The sequence below is a fragment of the Sphingomonas benefaciens genome (assembly GCF_052907485.1).
On record NZ_JBREIC010000002.1, the window covers coordinates 390,268 to 415,487 of the forward strand.

At 65.5% G+C, this 25,220-nt stretch carries 19 protein-coding genes and 2 pseudogenes; 9 read left to right on the forward strand and 12 right to left on the reverse strand.

Going from position 1 to position 25,220, the window contains the following annotated elements:
• Positions 1-20: 20 nt before the first annotated feature.
• The 4 genes from ACU5AX_RS10215 to ACU5AX_RS10230 all read left to right on the forward strand — a co-directional run bounded on the left by ACU5AX_RS10215 (position 21) and on the right by ACU5AX_RS10230 (position 7,117).
• Complete coding sequence (locus ACU5AX_RS10215) at positions 21-1,229, forward strand: LL-diaminopimelate aminotransferase (protein ID WP_446690792.1); 1,209 nt, start codon at positions 21-23, stop codon at positions 1,227-1,229.
• A 127-nt stretch (positions 1,230-1,356) separates the two neighbouring features.
• Positions 1,357-2,133 (forward strand): sulfite exporter TauE/SafE family protein, encoded by a 777-nt coding sequence (locus tag ACU5AX_RS10220; protein ID WP_446690793.1) that lies wholly within the window; start codon positions 1,357-1,359, stop codon positions 2,131-2,133.
• Between the two features lie 287 nt (positions 2,134-2,420).
• Positions 2,421-4,976, forward strand: coding sequence for a TonB-dependent receptor domain-containing protein (locus ACU5AX_RS10225; protein ID WP_446690794.1), 2,556 nt, complete (start codon positions 2,421-2,423; stop codon positions 4,974-4,976).
• A 92-nt stretch (positions 4,977-5,068) separates the two neighbouring features.
• Complete coding sequence (locus ACU5AX_RS10230; protein WP_446690795.1) at positions 5,069-7,117, forward strand: hypothetical protein; 2,049 nt, start codon at positions 5,069-5,071, stop codon at positions 7,115-7,117.
• A gap of 53 nt (positions 7,118-7,170) precedes the next feature.
• Here the strand turns inward: ACU5AX_RS10230 and ACU5AX_RS10235 are convergent, their stop codons facing one another.
• Positions 7,171-7,848, reverse strand: coding sequence for a DUF6445 family protein (locus ACU5AX_RS10235; RefSeq protein ID WP_446690796.1), 678 nt, complete (start codon positions 7,846-7,848; stop codon positions 7,171-7,173).
• Positions 7,845-9,365: a tryptophan halogenase family protein gene (locus ACU5AX_RS10240; protein ID WP_446690797.1), complete on the reverse strand. Its 1,521-nt coding sequence runs from the start codon at positions 9,363-9,365 to the stop codon at positions 7,845-7,847. Before ACU5AX_RS10240 ends, ACU5AX_RS10235 begins: the two co-directional genes overlap by 4 nt.
• 281 nt (positions 9,366-9,646) lie before the next feature.
• On the opposite strand from ACU5AX_RS10240, the pseudogene ACU5AX_RS10245 reads away from it, so the two are divergent.
• From ACU5AX_RS10245 to ACU5AX_RS10255, 3 genes and pseudogenes are all read left to right on the forward strand, one after another.
• A pseudogene (locus ACU5AX_RS10245) lies at positions 9,647-10,023 on the forward strand (DDE-type integrase/transposase/recombinase); the annotation flags it as partial.
• Positions 10,024-10,668: 645 nt separating this feature from the next.
• Positions 10,669-12,633, forward strand: a complete 1,965-nt coding sequence (locus ACU5AX_RS10250; protein WP_446690954.1) for a glycoside hydrolase family 127 protein — start codon at positions 10,669-10,671, stop codon at positions 12,631-12,633.
• Between the two features lie 161 nt (positions 12,634-12,794).
• Positions 12,795-14,390, forward strand: a complete 1,596-nt coding sequence (locus ACU5AX_RS10255) for an alpha-L-fucosidase (RefSeq protein ID WP_446690798.1) — start codon at positions 12,795-12,797, stop codon at positions 14,388-14,390.
• Between the two features lie 120 nt (positions 14,391-14,510).
• Here ACU5AX_RS10255 and ACU5AX_RS10260 read toward each other — a convergent pair whose 3' ends face one another.
• From ACU5AX_RS10260 to ACU5AX_RS10270, 3 genes are all read right to left on the reverse strand, one after another.
• The gene (locus tag ACU5AX_RS10260; RefSeq protein WP_446690799.1) at positions 14,511-15,443 is read right to left on the reverse strand and encodes a metallophosphoesterase family protein; all 933 of its coding nucleotides are present in this window, start codon (positions 15,441-15,443) and stop codon (positions 14,511-14,513) included.
• 63 nt (positions 15,444-15,506) lie between these two features.
• Entirely contained in the window at positions 15,507-17,192 is a 1,686-nt protein-coding gene (locus ACU5AX_RS10265; protein ID WP_446690800.1) for a TonB-dependent receptor, read from the reverse strand.
• Between the two features lie 16 nt (positions 17,193-17,208).
• Positions 17,209-17,760, reverse strand: a complete 552-nt coding sequence (locus ACU5AX_RS10270) for a TonB-dependent receptor plug domain-containing protein (RefSeq protein WP_446690801.1) — start codon at positions 17,758-17,760, stop codon at positions 17,209-17,211.
• A 75-nt stretch (positions 17,761-17,835) separates the two neighbouring features.
• Here ACU5AX_RS10270 and ACU5AX_RS10275 point away from each other — a divergent pair, with 75 nt between their 5' ends.
• Positions 17,836-18,102: a hypothetical protein gene (locus ACU5AX_RS10275; RefSeq protein ID WP_446690802.1), complete on the forward strand. Its 267-nt coding sequence runs from the start codon at positions 17,836-17,838 to the stop codon at positions 18,100-18,102.
• Here the strand turns inward: ACU5AX_RS10275 and ACU5AX_RS10280 are convergent.
• From ACU5AX_RS10280 to ACU5AX_RS10300, 5 genes and pseudogenes are all read right to left on the reverse strand, one after another.
• Positions 18,089-18,862, reverse strand: a complete 774-nt coding sequence (locus ACU5AX_RS10280; RefSeq protein ID WP_446690955.1) for a FecR family protein — start codon at positions 18,860-18,862, stop codon at positions 18,089-18,091. The genes ACU5AX_RS10275 and ACU5AX_RS10280 overlap by 14 nt on opposite strands.
• 27 nt (positions 18,863-18,889) lie before the next feature.
• Positions 18,890-19,036, reverse strand: a pseudogene (locus tag ACU5AX_RS10285) (DUF4880 domain-containing protein); the annotation flags it as partial.
• Positions 18,994-19,533 (reverse strand): RNA polymerase sigma factor, encoded by a 540-nt coding sequence (locus ACU5AX_RS10290; RefSeq protein ID WP_446690803.1) that lies wholly within the window; start codon positions 19,531-19,533, stop codon positions 18,994-18,996. The gene ACU5AX_RS10290 and the pseudogene ACU5AX_RS10285, both read right to left, overlap by 43 nt.
• Positions 19,534-19,829: 296 nt before the next feature.
• A complete protein-coding gene (locus ACU5AX_RS10295) occupies positions 19,830-20,036 on the reverse strand; it encodes a ComEA family DNA-binding protein (RefSeq protein WP_446690804.1) in 207 nt (68 codons plus the stop codon).
• Complete coding sequence (locus tag ACU5AX_RS10300) at positions 20,033-20,527, reverse strand: nucleoside deaminase (RefSeq protein ID WP_446690805.1); 495 nt, start codon at positions 20,525-20,527, stop codon at positions 20,033-20,035. Before ACU5AX_RS10300 ends, ACU5AX_RS10295 begins: the two co-directional genes overlap by 4 nt.
• 198 nt (positions 20,528-20,725) lie before the next feature.
• On the opposite strand from ACU5AX_RS10300, the gene ACU5AX_RS10305 reads away from it, so the two are divergent.
• A complete protein-coding gene (locus tag ACU5AX_RS10305; protein WP_446690806.1) occupies positions 20,726-22,813 on the forward strand; it encodes a catalase in 2,088 nt (695 codons plus the stop codon).
• Between the two features lie 111 nt (positions 22,814-22,924).
• Here the strand turns inward: ACU5AX_RS10305 and ACU5AX_RS10310 are convergent, their stop codons facing one another.
• Both ACU5AX_RS10310 and ACU5AX_RS10315 read right to left on the reverse strand, forming a co-directional pair.
• Complete coding sequence (locus tag ACU5AX_RS10310; RefSeq protein ID WP_446690807.1) at positions 22,925-24,097, reverse strand: MFS transporter; 1,173 nt, start codon at positions 24,095-24,097, stop codon at positions 22,925-22,927.
• Between the two features lie 10 nt (positions 24,098-24,107).
• Complete coding sequence (locus tag ACU5AX_RS10315; RefSeq protein ID WP_446690808.1) at positions 24,108-25,142, reverse strand: aldo/keto reductase; 1,035 nt, start codon at positions 25,140-25,142, stop codon at positions 24,108-24,110.
• Between the last annotated feature and the right edge of the window lie 78 nt (positions 25,143-25,220).

Consider the following 25,220-nt stretch of genomic DNA (forward strand, 5'->3'; position numbering starts at 1 on the left):
TTCCCACCACAAGGTGCCCCATGTCCGACGACTTCTACCGCATCAAACGCCTGCCGCCCTATATCATCGCCGAGGTCAATGCGATGCGGGCGGCGGCGCGCAGCGGTGGCGAGGACATCATCGACCTGGGCATGGGCAATCCCGACCTGCCGCCGCCGCCGCACGTGATCGAGAAGCTGGTCGAGGTCGCACAGAAGCCGTCGGCGCATGGCTATTCGCAGTCCAAGGGCATCCCCGGCCTGCGCCGCGCCCAGGCGAATTATTACGGCCGCCGCTTCGGGGTAGACGTCGATCCGGAGACGGAGGTCGTCGTCACCATGGGGTCGAAGGAGGGGCTGGCCAGCCTCGCCACTGCGATCACCGCCCCGGGTGACGTCATCCTCGCGCCCAATCCGTCCTATCCGATCCACACCTTCGGCTTCATCATCGCCGGCGCGACGATCCGCGCCGTGCCGACGACGCCCGACGAAGCCTATTTCCAGAGCCTGCAGCGCGCGATGGAATTCACCATCCCGCGTCCGTCGGTACTGGTCGTCAACTATCCGTCCAATCCGACCGCGGAGACGGTCGACCTCGCCTTCTACGAACGCCTCGTCGCCTGGGCGAAGGAGAACCAGGTCTGGATCATCTCCGACCTCGCCTATTCGGAGCTCTATTATGACGGCAAGCCGACCGTCTCGATCCTGCAGGTGCCGGGCGCCAAGGACGTCGCGATCGAATTCACCTCGCTCAGCAAGACCTATTCGATGGCCGGCTGGCGGATCGGCTTCGCGGTCGGCAACCGTAAGCTGATCGCGGCGATGACGCGGGTGAAGAGCTACCTCGATTACGGTGCCTTCACCCCGATCCAGGCGGCGGCCTGCGCCGCGCTCAACGGCCCGCAGGACATCGTCGAGGCGAACCGCCAGCTCTATCACAAGCGTCGCGACGTGCTGGTCGAAAGCTTCGGCCGCGCCGGCTGGGACATCCCCGCGCCGCCCGCCTCGATGTTCGCCTGGGCCCCCCTGCCGCCCGCGCTGAAGCACTTAGGCAGCCTTGAGTTCTCCAAACAATTGCTGACTCACGCCCAGGTCGCGGTTGCGCCAGGGGTTGGCTACGGCGAGAATGGGGAGGGCTTCGTGCGCATCGCGATGGTGGAAAACGAACAGCGGCTGCGCCAGGCGGCGCGCAACGTGAAGCGCTACCTCGCCAGCATGGGCGTCAACACGCCGAGCCGGAACGCGGGTTGAGCCCTTCACCCAGCGCGCGTTCGGGTTCCCGCCCGTGCAGGAGTCCAGAGCCGCCGACCATGCGCCGTGAGACGATGAACGCTGGCGTCCGCGCCCGCAGCGCCGACGCCGAGCCGATGGCCGCCGAATGACGATCGAGCCGCTCTATTCGCTCGCCGGCGTGCTGGTCGGCGTGCTCGTCGGGCTGACCGGGGTCGGCGGCGGATCGCTGATGACGCCGATCCTGGTGCTCGCCTTCGGCTTCCACCCGGCGACCGCGGTCGGTACCGACCTGCTCTACGCCGCGGCGACCAAGACGGTCGGCACCACCGTCCACGGCTGGCGCGGCACGCTCGACTGGCGGATCGTCGGGCGACTGGCGACCGGCAGCGTGCCGGCAACGATCGTGACGCTGCTGCTGCTCGGCCGCGCCAGCGAACATTCGCCGGCGACCGAGCATCTGCTGGCAACCTTGCTGGGCATCGTCCTCGTCGTCTCCGCCGTGGCGACGCTGCTCCGCCACCGGATCGTTGCGGCGCTGACGCCGCGGCTCGGCGAACGCGAGGGGCGGCGGCCGGGGCTGCTAACGATCCTGCTCGGCGCGATCCTCGGCGTGCTCGTCTCGCTGACGTCGGTCGGCGCCGGTGCGCTCGGCATGACCGCCCTGCTCGTCCTCTATCCGCGCCATCCGCTGAAAAGCCTGGTCGGTGCCGACATCGCGCATGCGGTGCCGCTCACTCTGCTCGCCGGCGCCGGCCATTGGCTGCTCGGCTCGGTCGACCTCGGCCTGCTCGGGTCGCTGCTGATCGGCTCGATCCCCGGCATCGTCGTCGGCAGCCTGCTCGCCGGATCGATGCGCGAGAGCGTGCTGCGCCCGATCCTGGCGACGGTGCTCGCCATCGTCGGAGTCAAGCTGCTGTTCTGAGGCCCGTCGGCCGGCGGCCGGGTTCAATGGCTCGTCGCGGTGGGATCGCGTTCGGTGGCCGGTCGCTATGGCGAAAACGGCGAACGTCCGCCTCTGCTCCCGCCTCACGATGTCCGGCCCGTATCCCCGAATTTCTGCCCCACGCCGGGCGTTGCCGTGCTGCAACAGTCGCCGAGAAAGCGGTTACATGATCGTGGCATCGATTGTCGCCAGTCCGTTGCGGCCATAAAAAGGGATCAGGGCGTCGGACGAACCGCGCCTTTGGGTGATCTCGGGAGAGGATAGTGTTGTCCATTTCGCGTCGCAGCCTTCGGGTTGCGCTTCTGCTCGGCGCTGCCGCGCTGCCCCTGGCTCCGGCCGCAGCCCAGACGGTGGCGAACGACACGCCCCCGGCGACCGGCCAGACTGATCCGAACACCGCCCCCGCGCAGAGCAACGAGGATCTCGGCGACATCGTCGTCACCGGCACGACCTCGCGCGATCGGCCGCTGATCAGCGCGTCCGCCGACATCACTTATGCCAATCGTGACGCGATCGACCGTCGCGCGCCGCGCTCGACCGCGGACATGCTCGAGCTGGTCCCCGGTATCTTCGTCGAGGGTACCGCCGGCCAGGTCTCGAATAATTACTCGGTGCGTGGCCTGCAGGGCGGCGGCCAGCGCTTCATCCAGCTCGAAGAGGACGGCATGCCGATCCTCTACGGTGGTGGCGGCGCCGACTTCTTCTTCGATCAGGATCTGACCATCGACCGGCTCGAAGCGGTCAAGGGCGGATCGTCGGGTGTGTTGACGGTCAACGGCGCCGGCGCGACGATCAACTTCATCTCCAAACGGCCGAACTTCGACCACGCCGAGGGCCAGGCGCGCGTCACCGCATACAATTACGGCATGAAGCGCGGCGACTTCTATTATTCCGCGCCGATCAGCGACAAGCTGGCGTTCAACGTCGGCGGCTACATCCAGTCGAGCCCGGGTGTCCGCGACAATCCCTTCGACTATGCCGGCTGGCGCCTGAAGGGCATGCTGGAATACAAGTTCGACGGTGGCGGCTTCATCCGCCTGTCGGCCAAGGGTGGCGACGTCGAGAACGCCTATTACGCCGACCAGCCGTACAGCTTCACCAACAACAAGCCCGGCGGCATTCCCGGCCTCGACACGCAGTTCGGCAATGTCGGCGGCGACGCCTTCTCGAACATCGCGGTGCCGGTGTCGACCTTCGCCCACCCCAGCGGCTTCCGCGAATTCCGCTATCGCGACGGCATCAAGGCGAAGACGGCGCAAATCCGGCTCGACGTCGAAAAGCCGGTGTCGGACACGATTGATCTGTTCGCCCACGCCCGCTATCTGAAGTATTCGTACGACTTCAATGGCCTGTTCCCCGGCTCGGGTACGGGCAATGCGGGGCTGACCAGCGCGGTCAACTATCTGACGCCGGGCGCGACCTCGCCGATCAACGATTTGCTGACGGCCGGCGCGGCCGCCTATCCGACCGCAGCGCGGTTCGGCATCCAGAATCTGCGCACCGGCGTGGTGCTCGGCGCCAACCAGACCGCGGCCCTCAATGCGCTGAACGGCAACGGCTTTCTGCAGCGCACGACGCTCAACCACGATTATATCGACGGCCGCGACCTTGGCATCAACGCCGGTGGCCGCTGGGAGATCGACACCGGCGGCATCAAGAATTCGCTGACCGCCGGCGTCATGTACTATAACGTCAAGCGGTCGCAGGATCAGTCGGCGACCGCCAGCGTCGTCAACGACGTCAAGACCAACAGCGACATCTACGATATCGTCGCGCTCAACGCGAACAACCAGGTGGTCGGCGTGCTGTCCGACAATGGCCTGGTGTCCTATGGTGACTGGGGTGCGGGCATCCGCGAGCGGCTCGACAGCACCGTCTCGCTCTATGCCAATGACGAATTCGCGATCGGCGACCTGCGCATCGACGGCGGCGTCCGCTGGGAGAGCGACAAGGCGACGGCGCGCGACGGCAATGCGCTGGCCACCAACCAGGCGGTGCAGCCCGGCGTGGTCGGTGTCGTCCGCAATGTCGGTTCGAGCTTCGACGGCACCTTCACCGAAACCAAGCGACTGCGCCAGAAGGCGGCGTACACGATCGGCGCCAACTATCTGTTCACGCCGAACTTCTCGATCTACGCCCGCTACGCCAACGGTTTCCAGACCAACACCACTGATCCGATCACCACGATCGAATTGTACGAGGCGGGCGCCCGCTACCAATACGGCAAGCTGTTCTCCGGATCGGCGACGGTGTTCCGCACCAACTTCCGCAACCAGAACTATAATTTCTCCGACCCGAACAATCCGTCGCAGCAGGTCAATCTGAACGCCAATTTGCGCACGATCGGTGTCGAACTCGATTTCGTGGTCCGGCCGATCGATTGGTTCGCCGTCGATTTCCAGGGCGTTTTCCAAGACCCGAAGCTGCTCAACCTGCAGCTCAACGGCGTCGACGCGGGATCGCAATATGAGGGCAACCGACCGGAACGCACGCCGGCACAGCTGTTCACGATCAGCCCGACCGTGCAGCTGCCCCACGGCCTTGGCGAGGTCTACGGCCGCTACAAATATATCGGCAAGATCTACGCCGATAACGGCAACGGCATCGCCCTGCCGAGCTATGGCGTGACCGGCGTCGGCGTCAATTTCAACGTCAGCGATCGGGTCCAGCTGAACCTGAACGCCGACAATATCTTCGACGTCGTCGGACTGACCGAAGGCAACCCGCGCCAAGGCCAGACGCAGGCGGTGACCAACGGCTATTTCTACGCCCGCGGCATCGTCGGCGCGACCTATGGCGGTTCGCTGACGTTCAAATTCTGATCGGCGACGATTGCGTTGCGAGCCTTGGCTTGCCCTGTGAGGCGCGGCGGCTATCCAGCTTGCCGCGCCTCCGTTTCGTCGGGAGAATGGCAATGACGCGGATCGTGATGGCGCTGCTCGCCGGGGCGGCGATGGCGGCGGGCCTGGCGGCACAGAAACAGCGGCCGCAGCACGGCGACGTGCCTGAGCTCGCCTATCAAGTGACCGAAGGACAGAATCTCAACGCCTTCGTGCGCGACGGTGCCGTGGCCGCACATCTGTTGCTGCGCAACGGCATCGACCCGCGCATCCTGATCGCTTTCCCGGCCGGCAATAGCGGCGTCGGCTTGTGGTTCGAACCGCTCCCCCGCCCCGCGACGTGGACGCTCGACGCGGCTCCGCGTCCGATCACGCTGCGGGACGACAAGGGCCGCCCGCTGCACGGCATCATGACCGAAACGACCATCACGGTGCCGCGCCTGGCGTTCAAGCAGGCGGTGCTGTCCAACGTCCGCTTCCTGCGCGACTATCAGTCGGTCGGCCATTTCCCGCCCGAGGTGGCGACCCGGCCGCAGGTGGCTGGCGACCGGATCGTGTGGCGGCGCGACCGGCTCGACGGCGCGCCCGGCTATCGGCTCGAACTGCGCATGATCGAGGGGCGCCTGTCGGCATCCGGCATCGAAGCGGGTGCGGGCGGTCGCATCCGGATCGCGATCGTCGCGGCGACGGGCGAGACGCCGCTCCACGGCATCCCGCTCGATCAACTGCTCGACGCACGCGCGGCGAACGACGCAGGCGCCCGGAACGCGTTGCGCTTCCTCAGCTATCAGGAAAAATTCAACGCCGGGTCGTGGCGTTTCAATACCTATTTCGGCCGCGACACGTTGATGTCGCTGCGCTTGCTGATGCCGGCGCTGCGCCCACCGGCGATCGAGGCCGGGCTGGGTGCCGTCCTCGCGCGTCTCGGGCCGCAAGGCGACGTCGCTCATGAGGAGGGGATCGGCGAGTTCGCCGTGGTCGAACATCGCAAGGACGGCCGTGGCGGCGACGGGGCCACGCTGGACTATGGCATGGTCGACGACGATTACATGCTGGCGCCGGTCGCTGCGCCCTATCTGCTCGGCGACCCGGCCGCCGCACGCCGCTTCCTGGCCCGGCCGATCGCCAGCGTAGCGCATCCCGGCGCTTCCGAAAGCGCGGGTGCCGGCCTGGTGCGCAACCTGCGCTTCGTGGTGGCGCAGGCCCAACGCTTTGCCGCCGCGCCGCGGGCGACCAACCTCGTCGGCATCCACGATGGCCGCCTGACCGGTGAATGGCGCGACAGCGAAGAAGGGCTGGGGCGAGGCAAATATGCCTATGACGTCAATGCCGTTTTGGTGCCGGCTGCGCTGGAGGCAGGGGCACGGCTGCTCGCCGCCGGGCTGCTCGATCCGTATCTGAGCCGAGCCGATCGCCAGGCATTGGCTACCGCCGGAACCATGGCGGCGACCTGGCGGGCAAAGGCACCGGATCTGTTCCGCATGTCGTTGCCGGCCGCCGAGGCCGGGCCGCTGATCCGCCGCTATGCTGCCAGCGTCGGGGTCCCCGCCGAGCCCGCCCTCGCCGCATTGGGCACGGCGCCGCTGACCTATCATGCCATCGCCCTCGATGCGCAGGGACGGCCGGTGCCGATCATCAATTCCGACGAGGGATTTGCGTTGCTGTTCGGCACCCCCGACCCGGCCGCGCTCGGCACCTACGTCACCGCGTTGATGCGGCCGTTTCCCGCCGGCCTGATGACCGACGTCGGCCTGCTCGTTGCCAATGCCGCGCTCGCCCCAGCGGAGGTGCAAGCGCGCTTCACCCCGGCCGCCTATCACGGGGCGGTCGTCTGGTCCTGGCAGCAGGCGCTTTTCGCCGCGGGGCTGGAAAAGCAGCTCGCGCGAAGCGACCTGCCGCCAGCGACGCGGCGGACGCTGCTCGCGGCACAGGCGACGCTGTGGCGCGCGATCGAGGCGACGAGGGCGACGCAGAGTTCCGAGCTCTGGTCCTGGACCTATCAGGGCGGTCGCTATCGGGTCGTGCCGTTCGGGGCGGGCAAGCTGGATGTCGACGAATCCAATGCCGCGCAATTGTGGAGCACCGTCTATCTCGCGGTGCAGCCGCCCCGCTCGCGGCGCTGATCAGCGCGTCCGGCGATCGCGCCTGATGCCACTCGCCCCGCGATCAGCGTCAGCTAGGACGTCCCGAGTTGCAGGAAGGCGGTGACGGTCAGCCGCCCCTGCGCGGGATCGGCGCTCAACAGCGTATCGGGGGCGATCGCTCCGCTGTGCAGCATCGCGCTCCGGTACACGACCGCGCGATTGTAATCGCCGGAGACGCCGTCGATCCGTTCGAACAGCGGCGTGTCACCGGCGATATAGGCCTGCGCCGGCGGTGTCGCCGCGATCTCCCGCGCCAGCCTCTCGCCATAATGGGGCCCGCGCGACGCATCGATCGTTTCGAAACCCGTGCTGCGATGCCGATAGAAAGCGGTGCCGTCGCCGCCTGCCGGACTGAGATAATGGACCAGCGCAATCCGGTCCGCGTCAAGCGCATCGACATGCGGAACGCGCTGCGGGATGGTCAGCGCATCGGCCAATGTGGTGACGATCGCGAAGCTCGCGTCGATCAGCGCGATACCACCGCCGGCGCCGAATACTTCACGCAGCACCAAGGTCAGCGCCGGGCGAACGCGCGCGAAATAGTCCGCCGGCAATGGCGCGCGCAGACCGGGGTAATGGTGGCGCCCGGGTTCGAAACACGCGGTGGCCGCAACGTCGCGAAGGGCATCGGGATCGGGGTGGAAGCCGTCGACGATCGCGATCGGCTGCTGCTCGACACCGACCCGCCGGGCGCTGATCCGCGCGGTCATACCGTCTCGCCGATCAGGGCGGCAAGCGCGGCGTCATGCTTGGCTAAGGTCGGTGCGGCACGGGCGATCAAGTCGGCAATCTGTCGCACCTGTGCACAATTGGTCGCCGCGTCGATCGTATCGGCGAGCGGATTATAGTCGTCTGCGCCGATCCCCTGCCCGTCGAGCACCGCCAGCCAGCTCGCCTCGCGGAAAAGATCATCGCTGCCGACCATCAACCGGCCGGCCCGGCGGTAATGATCGATCCGCATCGCCAGGCTTTCCGGTATCGCCATCGCGCGCGCCGCCCGCCACAGCGGTTCGTCGCGCGTCGTCGCCTGATAATGGAGGATCAGGAAGTCCTTGATATTGTCCATATCGGCCGCGAGCAGCGCATCGTAACGCGCCGCCAAGGCTGGATCCATGTCGCGGTCCGGGAATAGTGTCAGCAGCTTGGCGATACCGCTTTGAATCAGATGGATGCTGGTCGATTCGAGCGGCTCGAGGAAACCCGAGGACAGGCCGATCGCGACGACGTTGCCGATCCAGCTGCGCCGGCGCCGCCCGGCGAGGAAACGCAGGAAGCGCGGTTCGGCCATGGCTTCACCATCCAGACCTACGAGCAGCGTCGCCGCCGCCTCGTCGTCGGACAGGTGCGCGCTGGCATAGACATAGCCGTTGCCGGTACGATGCTGGAGCGGGATGCGCCATTGCCAGCCGGCCGCACAGGCGGTGGAACGGGTATAGGGCGTGGTTTCCGCGACGCGCGCGCACGGCACTGCCACCGCGCGGTCACAGGGTAGCCAGTGCGACCAGTCCTCATAGCCGGCCTGCATCGCCCCCTCGATCAGCAGCGCCCGAAATCCAGAGCAGTCGATGAACAGGTCGCCGTCGAGCCGCTCGCCCCGCTCGGTGATGAGCGCCGCGACATGGCCGGTCTGTCCATCGCGCTCGACATGGTCGAGCTTGCCCTCCACCCGTCGCGCCCCCGCCGCTTCGGCAAGGTCGCGGAGGTGGCGGGCATAGAGGCCGGCATCGAAGTGATAGGCATAGCCCAGGGTAGACAGGATCGACCGCGGATCGGCGACCGGTTTGGCGAAGCGGTTGTCCGCCGCCAACTGTTGCGCCAGCGAGAAGGCGGCCAGAGGCCTGTCGAGCCCATCCTGCCGGGCCTTCAACCAGCGCTGGTGAAAGGCGACGCCGGGCAGCGGTACGCCATAATGGCCAAAGGGATGGAAGTAGCGGTGTCCCGGCCCGCGCCAGTCGACGAATTCGATACCCAGCTTGAAGGTCGCCTTGGTGGCGCGGAGAAAGGCCGCCTCGTCCAGCCCGATCAGCTCGTTGAACCAATGGATCGTCGGGATCGTCGCCTCGCCGACGCCGACGGTGCCGATCTCATCCGATTCCAGCAGGGTGATCGCGACCCGGCGGCCAAAGCTGCGCGACAGCGCCGCGGCGGTCATCCATCCCGCGGTGCCGCCGCCCAGCACCACGACCCGCGCGACGCGACGCGCCCCTGCTTGCTCCGTCTCTGGCATCGATCCGCGTGTAGCGACAGCACCGCCTGCTGACGAGGGCCGATCGGGGTCGCGCGCGGCCGCAACACGCCCACGATCGCCCGAGCGGTACGTATTGGAACCGATCGAAGTCATCCCGACGTGCTTGAACAGCGCGATGATCCCGTCCGCTGCGGCGGTCGGAATGCCAAACCGGGCCAGGGGCGCCGTGGTCGCTCCGCCACCCGTGGGCGACACATCCGGATCGCTCACCGGCCAGTCGCCGCCGAGGGACTTAGCGAGCTTGCTACGCTCGTAATTTGCGGATCTACATCCTGCTGCGCAGGGAGGGCTGGCCGGTGAACCACAAGCGGGGTTACCGGCGGTATCGAGACGATGGATTGAGCTTCGGCTCGGCGTCCTCGTCGCAAGGTCAGCGCGGCGAACCGCGAACGCCAGCCTGCGGCCTCGACCCCCGACGAGATGTGGCCGATAGCTGCGGGCGTTGACGGTGGTCGACGCGTTCACCCGCGAGGCGCTGGCGATCGACGTCGATCAGGCAATTCGCGGCAAACAGGTCGTCTCGGCGGTGACGCGCAGCGCGTCGGTGCGTGGGGCGCCGAAGGCCATTCGGTTCGACAACGTTCCGGAGTTCATCTCGCAGGTGCTTGACCGGTGGGCGTACGAGAACGGCCTCACGCGATGCTTGGCTGGCTGACGCCAGCCGAATATTCTGCATCCTTCGGAGTTAACCCGAAGGATGCGGGCCAGAAGCTCGCATCGTGCCAGATGAGAAACCGGGGGGACCGTCAGATACCGATCGATCTCTGGTCGCAGCTGGATGAAAGACTGGGTCACGTCAGGGTATTCGACCATCGATCCGGACAATACCGCTACCGTTCATGCGGCTCGTGATGAGCGGAAAGCCGCGGTAGTTGCGCGCGATTGCGCAGCGATCGACCGATGAGCGGCGCAACACCGATGGCGGCGCAAAAGCGGCCCGCGTGTGGGTCGTGGCGCGCACTGGGAAGTGCCTTCGAACGCTAGGCTGGAAAGCCGGATAGAAGCTGCTCGGACACGCAGAAGGCGGCGCAGAGCGCGGATTTGAGGTTACACCCTTGGGAAGGCCGGACAAGCCCTTCCGCGTTGAAGCTGCCAGCGGCAAATCGTGCAACACGCGCCGGCGTTGAGGCAAAATATTTTCTAGCGGGGCCTGCTCTTTACTATCAACCGCTTGCTGGATGCACTGCAATCAGCGGCTGTGATCCACAGCGCGGTCCGCGTTGACGGTCCTATTCGGACTGCTAGCTATGGAGCGATATCGACCGTCCGGGGCCCTGCCATGATGACTGAATCCAGCCGCTCGCGTCCGTCGCGTCGCCGCATATTGGCTGGCGTGGGACAGGCTGCTCTGGTGACGGGGCCTGCCACCCTGCTGCCGCGCTCAGTCAGCGCCGTTGTACCACCCGCCCCGGGCGAAAATAGCATCACCGTCGCCAAGACGCGCCCGTTCGACCTCGCCGATGTGACACTTGCCGACAGCCCCTTCCTGCACGCGCAACGCCTGACCGAGGCCTATATCCTCAGCCTCGATCCCGACCGGCTGCTGCACAATTTCCGCGTCAATGCCGGGCTGCCGCCGCGCGCGCCGGCCTATGGCGGATGGGAAAGCGAGCCCGAATGGGCGGACATCAACTGCCACGGCCACACGCTGGGCCATTATCTCTCGGCCTGTGCGCTCGGCTATCGCTCGACGCGCGACGCGCGGTTCCGCGCGCGCATCGAGCATGTTGCGGCCGAGCTCGCAGCGTGCCAGGCGACGTCGGGCAGCGGACTGGTCTGCGCCTTCCCCAAGGGGCCTGCGCTGGTCGCGGCGCATCTGCGCGGCGAGCCGATCACCGGCGTGCCCTGGTACACGCTGCACAAAGTCTTTGCGGGGCTGCGCGATTCTGCCGTGCTTGCCGACAGCGAGACGTCGCGCGCGGTGCTGCTGCGGCTGGCCGACTGGGCGGTGGTGGCGACGCGCCCGCTCAGCGACACGCAGTTCGAGACGATGCTCGAGACAGAGCATGGCGGCATGAACGAGGTGTTTGCCGACCTCTATGCGATGACCGGCAAGCCCGACTATCGCACCGTCGCCGAACGCTTTTCGCATAAGGCGATCCTGACGCCGCTAGCGCAGGAGCGCGATCATCTCGACGGGCTGCACGCCAACACGCAAATCCCGAAGATCGTCGGCTTCCAGCGCATCGCCGAGGTGACAGGAGACGCACGCTACCACAATGCGGCGTGCTTCTTCTGGCGCACGGTGGTGCTCACCCGCTCGTTCGCTCCGGGCGGGCACGGCGACAACGAGCATTTCTTCCCCGTCGCCGATTTTGGCGCACACGTCTTCTCGGCCAAGGGATCGGAGACGTGCTGTCAGCACAACATGCTCAAGCTCACCCGCGCACTATTCCTCCAGGACCCGCGCGCGGACTATGCTGATTATTACGAGCGCACGCTGTTCAACGGCATCCTTGCCTCGCAGGACCCGGACAGCGGCATGGCGACGTATTTTCAAGGCGCGCGCCCCGGCTATATGAAGCTCTACCACACGCCCGACCGCTCCTTCTGGTGCTGCACCGGCACGGGCATGGAGAACCACGTCAAATATCGCGACTCGATCTACTTCCACGACGAGGACGCGCTAATGGTGAACCTGTTCGTGCCCTCCACGGTGGCGTGGCGCGCCAAGGGCGCTGTGCTGACGCAGACGACCCGCTTCCCCGACGAGCCCTCCACGACGCTGCGGTGGACCCTACGCGCGCCCACCGCGCTGACGCTGCGGCTGCGCCATCCAGGCTGGAGCCGCACCGCCCGCGTGCTGGTCAATGGCGAGGAGACGGTGCGCTCGTCCGAGCCCGGCCGCTATCTGGAGGTGGCGCGCACATGGCGCACGGGCGATCGCGTCGAGCTGCGGATGGAGATGCACGCCGCGGTGCACCGCTCCCCCGCCGCGCCCGAGATCGTCGCCTTCACCTACGGCCCGCTGGTGCTGGCGGGTGCGCTGGGTCGCGAGGGGCTGGCGCCCGGCGCGGACATCGTGGTGAGCGAGCGCAAATACGGCGTCTACAACGATGCGCCGATCGCCGTGCCGACGCTCGCGGGCGATCCCGCCACCGTGGCCGAACGGCTGCGCCCCGGCGACCGCCCGTTGGAGTTCACGCTCGCCGCGACCGACGGCCGTCCGGTCCGGCTGGTCCCCTATCACCGCATCGCGCACGAGCGCTATGCCACCTATTGGCCCCTAGCACCCGCGGTGGCGTGAGGGCACGACCGCGGCGAGGGATCTGCTGGGTGGGCGTCTGGCGGCCACATCCCGGTCGCTGCTGTTACTCTCGCCCTGATGCTTAGACCGAGAGGAGACAATATGGACGTTGATCGCCGGTCGTTGCTGGCGTCCCTTGGGGTGTCGCCGGATCTTCGCTCATGCCGCGTCCGCTTTACGCGGCGCGGCGGTTGGCCTTCGAGCCGAACTGGCCGTCGCTGGTCGCCGGTTATCAGGCGCCGGACTGGTTCCGCGATGCCAAGTTCGGCATCTGGGCCCATTGGTCCGCGCAATGCGTGCCCGAGCAAGGCGACTGGTACGCGCGCGAGATGTATCTCCAGGGCTCGCGTGCCTATCGGCATCATGTCGCGCAGTATGGCCACCCCTCGCAGGTCGGCTTCATGGAGATGTATCCGCGCTGGACGGCACAGCGCTGGGATCCGGCGCGGCTGCTCGATCTGTATACGCGGGCGGGCGCGCGCTACTTCATGGCGCTCGCCAACCATCACGACAATTTCGACAGCTACGCCTCCACCTATCATCCGTGGAACAGCACGCGCATCGGGCCGAAGCGCGACCTCGTCGGTGAATGGAGCCGGCTGGCGCGGCAGCGGGGGCTACGCTTCGGCGTGTCCAACCACTCCGCGCATAGCTGGCACTGGCTCCAGCCGGCTTATGGCTATGATCCGGAAGGTCCGCTCGCCGGGCGCCGCTACGACGCGGCTTGGCTGACCAAGGCGCAGGGCAGCGGGACATGGTGGGACGGACTCGACCCGCAACAGCTTTATACCGGTCCGACCATGAAGATGCCGGACGGCATCCGCTCAATCGCCGCGGCCAACGACTGGCATGAGAAGAATGACCGGGTCTGGAACGAGAACCCGCCGACCGCCAATCCGGATTTCGCGCGCAACTGGTTCCTGCGCTGCCGGGAGCTGATCGAACGCTATCGGCCGGACATGCTCTATTTCGACAATTTCGCGCTGCCGCTCGGACAAGCCGGCCTCGACATCACCGCACATTTCTACAACTGCTCGATCGACTGGCACGGCCGCAATGAGGCGGTGGTGACCGCTAAGGGCACCCCGGCCGACCGGCGGCCGGGCATCGTCGACGATGTCGAGCGCGGGGTGCATGATGGCATTCAGCCTTATCCGTTCCAGACCGACACGTGCCTGGGCCAATGGCATTACGACCGCAGCGTCTACGAGGGGAACGGCTACAAGACGCCGGCGAAGGTGATCCATACGCTGTGCGACGTGGCGGCCAAGAACGGCAATCTGATGCTGTCCGTTCCCATGCGCGGCGACGGTACGATCGACGACAAGGAAGAGGCGATCGTCGAAGCGATCGGGGTGTGGATGGGGCGATATGGCGCGGCCATCTACGGCACGCGTCCCTGGCATCTGTTCGGCGAGGGGCCGACCAAGGCGAGCGGCGGCGACTTCAACGAGGGCGGACGGAACTCGCCTTTTACCGCCAGAGACATACGTTATGTCCGCAAGGGCAATGCGGTCCATGCCCTGGTGCTCGGCTGGCCCGAGGACGGCGTCGTGCGGCTGCCCGCGCTCGCGAGCCGCGGCACGGTGACGCGCGTGACGATCCCGAACGACGCCGCGCCGCTCGTCTTCCGACGCACCGCCGACGCGCTGGAGGTCGAGCTGCCGGCCGCGCTGCGCAACGCGATCGGCGTGGCACTGGTCGTCAACGGGGCGGGGTTGGCTCAGCCGCCTTCCCGCAGCGACTATTCCGCATGAGGTCGCGCGGTGACTGTCGCGATTGACCCGTCGTCAGGTCGACGAAGCCAGCGCGGTGAACGTCGCCTTCCCGCAACTTGCGTCATTAGGCGGCATTTGCCGTTCGTTACATGGCGCCAATCAGATAGGCACGTCGTGGGGATCGACGCTGGTAAAACCATACGTCCGGTAGCGGCTTTGCACGGTACGGCCGGAGACGCTAATCTCCGTATACCCTTCCGGCGTGCCAAGAAATGACCCACGCCAATCGGCACCCGCAACGGCCCCCGTCGTGATGAAGGAGATGCCGTTCAGCTCGATCCGCTCATAGCTGTGGCTATGTGCCTGCAATACCGCCAGCACGTCATGCCCTTGGAAAAGGCGAAGTATCTCGCGGCCATTGACCGCATACGTCCAATTATGCGGCGTATCGAGCCAAGATGCCGGTTCATAGCATTGCAGCGCCGACAGGATCGGGATGTGCGCGACGGCGATGATCCGTCTGTCCTTGGGTTGCGCCGCCAGGTCGGCGCGCAGCCACGCGAGCTGTTCGGCATCGACGCGCCCCTCATAGCTCCGGTCTGTGGTCAGGCCGACCGTGTCGAGCACGACGAAATGCACGCCCTTGTGGTCGAAGGCGTAGTAGCGTGGGCCGAAGCGCTCGATATAGAATTGCTTGCCATAGTCCGCCGCGGTGGGGTCGATCCCGCTCTTTGGAAAGACGCCGAGGCAGTCGTGGTTGCCAAGAACGTGATACACTTTCTTGCGAAGGTGGGCCCGCTCGGTGCGCTGATAGAGGTCCATCAGCATCGTCGCGCGCCCGCGTCCGGTTTCGAGCGCGTCCTCGATATGGTCACCGCCCTGGATGACAAAATCGCAGTCGGAGGCGGACACCTGCTCGAAGCACATCGCACAGGCCCGTGCGGCATCGAGTTCGGGTCGGATATGGCAGTCTCCCATGAAGACAAAGCTGAATGCCTGATCCCGCCGCGACGGTGCGGCGGGCGTCACGGACCCGGCGGCCGGCATGAGAGGTGCGCCCACCGCGAGCGCCAGGAGTGTACGACGATCCATACGATACCTGTTGTGGAAGGGGCCGAAGCGGCGGGAAGGTGAGTGGCTTCCCGCCCCGTCACATCAGAAGTGCGCGCGCGCCGTCACGAAAACCTGGCGTGGGGCCGCCGCCTGCAGGGTCGTGTACGTACCACCGGGGTCGGAGGTCACAAACCCGGCTGTGCCGGTCGAGGCGATGTAATGCGCATCGAACAGGTTGAGCACGTTGGCTTGAAGCTCGAACCTGCGGTTGATCCGGTAGCCAGCCGTCAGGTTGACGTTGACCGCGCCAGGCAGAATGGCGTCGTTGAGGTACGTATAGTACCGCCGGCTGCGATAATGCGCCGAGACACCGCCCCATAATGTCCCGTCGTCATAATTCAGTTCGGCATTGCCGACATTCTTCGGCGACGCCACAACCTGCTTGCCCTTGGTCGCGACGACGGCGCCGCCGAGTGGCTGGACGTTGTCGTCATAGGTCGCATCATTATAGGCCCAGCTGCCGTACGCCGACCAGGTTGAGCTGATCCGCCAGTTCGCCGCGGCCTCGACGCCGCGTGACGAGACGCTGCCGACGTTCTGCAAGACGTTCTGGTTGCCGACGATTGTCGCGCTGATCGACGAGGCGAGAAGGCGATTGGTGAACTTGACGTAATAGCCGGTCAGCGACAGCTGCAACGCGCGGTCGTGGAAGCGATAGCCGGCTTCGAACGTGTTGGTCATCTCGGGCTTCAAGTTGCCGCGGATGTAATTGAAACCGGCCTGCGAGCTGCTCGAGAACGGCCCGGCCGACGTCGAGGCGACGAACGCCGCCATATTTCGGGTATAGTCACCGAAGAATTCGTTGTGCGCGTCCATCGTGTAGAGGCCGCCCAAAGTCGGCAGGAACCAGTTTTCGGCTTTGATCGATCCGTCGATCGGCTTGCGACTGACGATGCTGTGCGCGGTGTTCGTGGAGGAAACGCCCTTGATGCCCGCGTTGAGACGAAGCTGGTCGGTAGCCTGCCATGTGTCGCTGATGTCGAGTTGCACGGTGTCAGTGCGGTATTGGTTGGAATAGGTCGTCTGAAACGGATTGGTGTAAAAGTGCTGGAAGTTGCGCGGGGTCACGCCAGCTTGGAGGCCATAGAGATAGTTCGCCTGGTCGAAGGCGTTATGCTCGTACCACAGGCCGCCCGTGATCTGGTGATTTCTCGCCCGCAGCGTCAGGCGCGAAATGACGCCTTTGCGATCGATGGAATATCGATTGGCCGACACCGAGAGGGGAGAGCCGCCGAACGCCGCTGGGGTCGGGTCGTAGGGGTCGGCATACGTACCGATGCCCTTGTCGAGATGGATATAGCCGGTCGTGAAGCCGCTAATGTTGGGCGAGAGCTCGTAGGCGAGCTTCTCATAGCCAAGCAGGTCGCGCCGTACTCCGCCACCCTGGTAGACGCTGTCGTCGGCATTCACATAGGGCGCAGGCGGCGTGCCGCCATTCTGTGTCAGCGTCGCCAATTGTTCGGCAAGCGCGAAGGTCGGAATATTGTCGAACTGCCAACCATAGACCCGCAGTTTTGCGAGCGAGGTGTCGAGATAATCGTCCTCGCGTCGATCGATGAGGTCGATGAAGGTAGTGGATGTCGCGCCTTCACCGATCGTCTGGATATACTTGGCGTTGACCTGGTCTTGGACCTGCTTGCCCCAGCCTTTCCACTTCCCTTGTCGATCGTGCGCGTAAGACAGCGCGAGCCGGCCGCCCCACGGAAGGTCGCCGGTGTTGACGCGCACGAATCCTCGCCACGAATCAGCGCTGCCGTAACTTCCTTCGAGATCGACACCCGAATCGTGTAGCCGGATCGATCGAGGTGAAGTCGACGGTGCCGCCGATATTGCTGGTCGACGCCGTCCCCAATGCGCCACTGCCCTGTGCGAGCGTCGCGGTACCATTGTTTTCGGTCAGCAGCGCCCGGTTGATCGAAAGACCGTTGTTGTTGCGATATTGCATATTGCCGAGCGGAACGCCGTCCAGCGTATATCCCATCTGATCGGTCAGGAAGCCGCGGATCGACAGCTGCGTCGCCGCCTCATAGGTCCCGCGCGCGTCCGACGAATCGAAATTCACGCCGGGTAACCGTCCGAGCGCGCGCAGCGGCGAGGCGCCGGGGGTCAGCTTTTTCATCGCCCGAGGCGACACGCTTTGCACCTGGCGCGACTGTCCCTGCCCCAGCACGATGATATCCTGCGTCGCGGCACTCGCCGTGTCATTTGGTGCCTCGACGGGCGCGACTTTCAGCGAGATCATCGAAGGCGTCTGCTCGGCAATCACCAACCCCTGCCCCGCGATCAGTCGGCGCAACGCCTCCTCGCGGCTGAACATCCCGCGCAAGGCCGTAACCCGGCGCGTGGCGACCGCGTCATAGGGGAAGACGACATGGACGCCGGCCTGCCGCGCGAACCTGTTCAGCGCGCTTGCGGTATCCGACGCCTTGATGTCGAACCGTATGCGTGCGGATGGCGATTGCGCCGTAGCGATCGAAGGCAACGCGATGGCGAACGCCGGCAACGCGACCGCGACGAGGGCCGTCGTCGTGAGAAACTTGAACATGGAAAATCCCCGCTTGGCACGAATGTCGATGCAGGGATGGATGGGCGCGGAAAAACCGCTACCCGGTTTGCAAAAAAACTCAGGCGCGGGTGAGAATGACCTCGCCGTTGCCGATCCGGGTGGCGCGCACGTTGAACGAGGTACGCAACGCCTGCAGGAATTCCGCCGGGTCGGTCGTCGCGAACGTGCCGCCCAGTCGCAGCCGGGACAGAAGCGGATCGCCGATCACAATCTTGTTTGGCAGGTAGCGGTTCACTTCGGACAGGGCATAATCAAGGCTTTCCCCGTTCAGCACGAGCGTGTTGCGCTGCCAAGCGGTGACGCGGCCGAGGTCGTCGCCGTCATGCGAGCGGGTGCTGACCATCCCGCCGTTGACGAACGCCGTGTCGCCCGCCCGCATGTGCAGATCGCCCTCACCCGATAGCCCCCCCTCGACTACCGCCAGCTCGCATCCCACGCCGCGCAGCCGCGCATTGTAGGTGCCTGGCAGCAGCTGGAACCGTCCGGCGGGTGTCATCAGCTGTGCCTGCCGATCCGCCGCCAAGGCGATCGCGATTTCGCCGCGGTCCAGCCAGAGCCGCATCGGCACGCCGTCTTTCCAGTAGATGCGGCTATCGGTGTTGAGATCGAGCGACACGCCCGCCGCCGCCGCCAGCGATTTGCGCTGCCCCACCGCAGTCGTCGCCATCTCGCGTGCCTGCGCACGATACGCCACGCCACCACCGACAGCGGCAATCGCGGCGACCGATGCGGCGGTGCGAAGGACCTGACGGCGTGTGCGCGCGGTCGGTGCCGAAGAGATCGGATCGACCCTCTCCGACCGATCGCCGTCTGCGTGACGGAGCCGGTCCATATCCCGCCATGCTCCTGCCACCTCAGCGAAGGCGACAGCATGACGAATATCCGCCGCCCGCCACGCCTCGAACGCCGTCACGTCTGCAGACCCGGCATCGAGTGCAGCCAGCCAACAGGCGGCTTCGTCCGTCAGGTTAGCGTGATGCTGCGAAGATTCGAAGCGATCGGACAAACTTCCTCCACGCAGCGCGCGTGATCGCGACGCGCCTTCGTTACGAGGGCCAGTCCTTTAGCGATATGCTTTTCGACGGTCGAGACGGAGAGTGACAGCGTCTCGGCGATCGCCGCGGGCGCCATGCCCTGGACTTTGCGCATACGAAGGACCCGCGCGCATTGCGGCGGCAAGCCATCGATCAGCTGCAGGAGTTGCTGCATGTCCGATCGGCCTGATGCGACCGCAAAGGCGTCGGGTGCAGGATCCGCGACATCCAATGCCTCCAGCGACGCGAGCAGATCGATCCGCACGACGCTTGCCCGACGCAACCGCTCCAATGCCAGGTTGTGGATGATCGCCAGGACAAACGCGCGCGGGGTAGTGATCGCCCGATAGTCCGATGCGTTCAACACGCGGGCATAAGCTTCCTGGACCAGATCGTCCGCGTCGTCGCGCCCACAGAAATGCGCCGCTTTCGCTCGATAGGCCGCAGCGTGCGGCAACACATCCGCCACGAACCACCGATCGATGTCGCGAAGCCAACTCACATCACGCCCCCAATGTTGGGGCCGCGCCTAATCGCGCTTTCTTACAACGATGGGACAGCGTGAGGCCATCACCACTGACCGGCCGCTTTCGCTGCTAGCGTCGTGCAGCAGCTTTAACGAAGCGCCGCGATCCCCCTCAAACGAGTCCATTGACAGGACCCAACTGCAGTCGCTCGCCACGTGGTATGGCGCTCCCCAAAGGGGTCTCTCGTTCATCGTCAGCAGTGCGTGGTCTGAGTAAACCAGCGTCTGGATGCGGGCAGCTAATCCTTTCCAATCGTCAGAATGCCATCCAAGCCGTCGGCCTTGCCGACCATGCCGGGCACCTCATCCAACTGGCGCAGGTCGGTGAAGCCGCCCCGATCTTCCCGGTAGCGTACAATCTCAAAGCCATGGCCCTTGAGCGCCGGTATGGCGTCGATTTCGTCAGCCGTAGCAATGTTGACGTCGATGGTCTGCTGGCTGCTCATAGGTTTGCCTGCTCCTCGCGAGGCAGGTCGGCGTCTGGGCCATAGTAGAGCTCTGCGCACTCGGCACGTAAACACCCGCCCTCGATGACGATATCGTCCCGATAGGCGTCGGCAATGAACGACAGCGTGTCGATGTGCCTGGCCTCGAAATACATGCGATGAACGTCGTCGCGACCGGCACCGTACACTACGCGCCCGACCTTCGACCAGATCGACGCCATGGTGCACATGCCGCACGGCTGCAGCGTTGAGTAGAGCGTCGCTCCCCTCAGCTCCAGCTCGCCCAGGCTTTCGCAGGCGCGGCGGATCGCCATCATCTCGGCATGCGCGGTCGCGTCGGGCAGCTCATGCGTCTGGTTGCGCTCGGCGGAAATTTCCCGCCCCTCGAGCACGATGACGCTACCCAGCGGCGAAGTGGACGGGTCGGCCCCCTTTGCTCGGGCAATCTCTATCGCGCGCCGCATCCAGCGCTCATCCTCACTCTCGGCCACGCCCTTCTCCTTGTCGGACGTGCAACCTGTGTCCGTCGCAAAGGATGCCTGTTCTGCGGCCGCCGTTGAAATTGTGCGGGTACCGTACTCGACCAGTCATCGATCCGACCGCGCTTTGATCAATCGTATTGATCCAGATCATCTCCGCCCCCGACCGTCATGTTGGTTCGTTCTACCTCCATATCCCAGGGAGCTAACATGGCCGAGACAGTCTCACATACCGCCGGTTCGGGCGGCGAAACGCATCAAACCGCCGGCGAAAACTATCCGGTGCTCACCACCAATCACGGCACGCCGATCGTCGACAACCAGAACCAGCTCAAGGCGGGGCCGCGTGGCCCAGTGCTGCTGGAAGACGAAATCTACCGTGAGAAGATCAACCACTTCGATCACGAGCGCATTCCTGAACGCATCGTCCACGCGCGCGGATCTGCCGCACACGGCTATTTCGAATGCACCGAGAGTCTGGCCGACATCACCGTCGCCGACCTGTTTCAGAAAAAGGGCCAGCGGACCGAGGTCTTCACCCGCTTCTCGACGGTCGCCGGGGGCGCGGGGTCGGTCGACACCCCGCGTGACGTGCGCGGCTTCGCGGTCAAATTCTATACCCGCCAGGGCAATTGGGACCTGGTCGGCAACAACATTCCCGTTTTCTTCATCCAGGATGCGATCAAATTCCCCGATCTGATCCATGCCGCCAAGATGGAGGCGGATCGCGGCTATCCGCAGGCGGCGACCGCGCACGACACCTTCTGGGACTTCATCAGCCTGATGCCGGAATCGACCCACATGATCATGTGGGCGATGTCGGATCGCACATTGCCGCGGACCTTCGCCAATATGGAGGGGTTTGGCGTCCATACCTTCCGCTTCATCAACAAGGAGGGCAAGAGTACCTTCGTCAAGTTCCACTGGAAGCCTAAGGCGGGCCTCGCTTCGACGATCTGGGACGAGACGGTGAAAATCGCCGGTGCCGATCCCGATTTCCAGCGTCGCAACCTGTTCGAGAGCATCGACCGCGGTGACTTTCCGACGTGGGACCTGGGCGTCCAGTTGTTCGACCAGGAATTCGCCGACAGCCAGCCCTATGACGTGCTCGATGCAACCAAGATCATTCCTGAAGAGGTGCTGCCGGTCCGCATCGTGGGGCGCATGGTACTCGACCGCTATCCCGACAATTTCTTCGCCGAAACCGAACAGGCGGCGTTCGTGCCGAGCCACGTCGTTCCGGGGATCGGCTTCAGCAACGATCCGCTGCTGCAGGGGCGGCTGTTCAGCTATACCGATACGCAGCTGTCCCGACTGGGCTCGGTCAATTTCCACCAGTTGCCGATCAATGCCGCCAAGGGCCGCGCCGCCGCGGCAGGCTGCCCGTTCATGAACCAGCAGCGCGACGGTCACATGCAAATGGCGGTGCCCAAGGGCCGCGCCAATTACGAGCCCAACAGCCTGGCGCAGGCGGGTGAGGAAGCCGGCGCGCGCGAGGACCCGGACGGCGGCTACACGACCTTCCCGTCGGACGAGCAGGGCCAGAAGCTACGCATTCGCCCGGAGAGCTTCGCCGACCATTACAGCCAGGCGCGCTTGTTCTTCCGATCGATGGACCCGGCGGAACAGGCGCATATCGCCTCGGCGCTGGTATTCGAGCTGAGCAAGGTCAGCCTGGAGCATATCCGCATCGCGATGATGGCCAATTTGCGCAACGTCGACGAGGATCTGGCGCAACGCGTTGCCGACGGCCTCGCCATGGACCTGCCACAGCCGTCGAAGACCGCCGCACCGGTGCTCGACATGGACATCTCGCCCGCGCTGCGGATCATCCGCGGTCCCCTGGAAAAGCATACGCTGGAGGGCCGCACGGTCGGCATTCTGATTGCCGAAGGAACGGACGCCGGCGAACTCGAGGCGGTTCAGGAAGCGGTAAAGGCCGCCGGCGGCACGCCGATGACGATCGCGCCCAAAGTCGGCAAGGTACCGCTGTCCGACGGCAGCACGATCGCCGCGGACGCGCAGCTGTTCGGCCAGCCATCGGTGACGGTCGATGCCTGTGCCGTGATCCTGGCGGACGCCGCCTGCGCCAAGCTCGTCAAGGAAGGTGCCGCGGTGCAGTGGGTGATGGATGCCTTCGGGCACCTGAAGGCGATCGGGCACAATGCGGCGGCCAAGCCGCTGCTCGACAAGGCCGGCGTCGAGCCTGATCCAGGGATTACCGATCTGTCCGGGTTCGTAGAGGCGGCCAAGAAGCGTTACTGGGACCGCGAGCCGAGCGTGCGCACGTTAGCATAAACGCTGTGGTGGCTGGCCAGGGCGTCTGGCTAGCCACCGTGACCATTTCCGGCCTTTCAACTGGATCACGGTGGAGCCCAAAAGCAGATGCCTGTTCCTCTCGTGCTCGGCCTAGCTCGGCGATGGTAGCGGGCTAGGCTTCGAAGGGGTGCGCGTGACGAGCAACAGCACAAGAAGCCCTGCGGCGGATGTGCTTGCGCCGGTGAGCGCCACGGCGGGGTAGCCGAAGCCCGCGGCAATGACGCCGCCACCAAGCGCCGCGCCAATGGCATTGCCGAGATTGAACGCCCCGATGTTCACCGCCGAGGCGAGGTTCGGCGCTTCGGCAGCAGCGGACATGACCCGCACCTGCAATGGCGGCACCAGTGCAAAGCTCGCCGTGCCCCACAGGAAGATCAGCACCGCGCTCGGGCCGGCATGCGGCATCAGCACGGCAAAGGCGACCAGGATGGTCGACAGCGACGCGAGCGTCACGATCAACGTACTATCGACGGACCGATCGGCAAAGCGCCCGCCGAGCCAATTGCCGGCGGTCAGTCCCAAACCATAGGTCACCAGCATCGCGGTAACGAAGCCCAGCGAGGCCTGCGTCACCTCCCGCAGAATCGGCACGATGTAAGTGAAAACGGTGAACATCGCGCTCGATCCGACGACCGTGAGGCCCAATGCTGCCAACACGGGGCCACGGGTCAGTACGCGCAATTCCGCCAGCGCACTCTCTCCACTCGTCGCGGGCAGCGGCGGCAAGGTCAGCCGTAGCGATGCCATCATCGCGACGCCCAGCGCCGCAATACCCCAGAAGGAGGCACGCCAGCCAAGATGTTCGCCGGCCCAGGTCGCCACGGGCACTCCCACGACATTGGCGATCGTCAGCCCCATGAACATCGCCGCCACCGCGCTGGCGCGCCTCTCGGGCGCGACCAGACTGGCGGCCACGATCGAACCGACACCGAAGAAGGCGCCATGGTTGAACGCGGTCAGCACCCGCGCGGCGAGCAGGATGGCATAGCTGTTCGATATCGCCGCCAGCAGGTTGCCCGCGGTGAAGATAGCGGCCAATCCGATCAGCAATGTGCGCCGCGGCACGCGCCCGGTGGTCAGCGTCATCACCGGTGCGCCGATCAGAACGCCCAAGGCGTAGGCGCTGATGAGCAGCCCCGCGGCCGGGATCGAGACGTGAAGGTCATGTGCAATTACCGGCAGCAGCCCCATGGGGGCGAACTCGGTCACGCCGATGCCGAACGCGCCGATGGCCAGGGCCAGCAAGCCTGGGTTGATCTTCATCTCTGGATCCTCACACAAGAGCCGGCGCGAGGCGGGCGAAGCCCTCCTGCTGGCGGTAGGGCGTATGGGGATAGGGCGGCAGCACGGCGCTGGCCTCGTCCAGCGCCGCAATCTGCTCCCTCGTCAGCGCCCAGCCCACTGCACTCAGGTTCTGACGAAGCTGCTCCTCGTTCCGTGCGCCGATGATGACGGACGACACGGTTGGCCGCCGCAGCAGCCAATTGATCGCAACCTGCGGCAGGGTTTTGCCCGTCTCTGCAGCGACGACCTCCAGAGCATCGATGACGCGATACAGGTGCTCGGGCGCGACGGGAGGGGCAAATTGCTCAGTCTCGTGCAGGCGGCTGGATTCTGGCAACGGACGATCTCGGCCGATCTTGCCGGTCAGCCTACCCCAGCCAAGCGGGCTCCACACCAGCGCACCGATACCCTGGTCCGCTGCAAGAGGCATCAGGTCGGCCTCATAGGCGCGGCCGATCAGCGAATAATAGACTTGATGCGCGACGAGGCGCGGCCAGCCATGTCGATCGGCAAGGCCTTGCGCCTTCATCAACTGCCAGCCCGGATAGTTGGAAACGCCGGCATAGCGGACCTTGCCCGACGCGATCAGCGCGGCCAGCGTTTCCATCACCTCTTCGGTCGGCGTCGCGGCATCGAAGGCGTGGAGTTGCAAGAGGTCGATACGATCGGTGGCCAACCGGCGCAGCGCGGCATCCACGGCGCGGATCAGCCGAGAGCGCGACGCGCCCCAATCCTGCGGTCCGTCCCCCATCGGCAAGCCCGTCTTCGTGGAGATCAACACCTCGTCCCGCCGACCGCGGATCGCCTGCCCCAGGATCTCCTCGGAAGCGCCGGCGGAATAGACATCCGCCGTGTCGAACAGGGTGACACCCGCTTCGAGGCAGATGTCGATCAGCCGTCGTGCCTCGGCGGAGTCGCTCTGACCCCAGGCGCTGAACAGCGGCCCCTTGCCGCCGAATGTGCCCGTCCCGAAGCTGAGCGCGGGCACGCGAAGGCCCGAGCGGCCGAGTTGCCGATACTCCATGTCTCATCCCTTATGCTGTCGTGGCGCATAGATGGACGCTCGCAGCGCGTCGTAATAGAAGGTGCGCGAGCAGAGGAT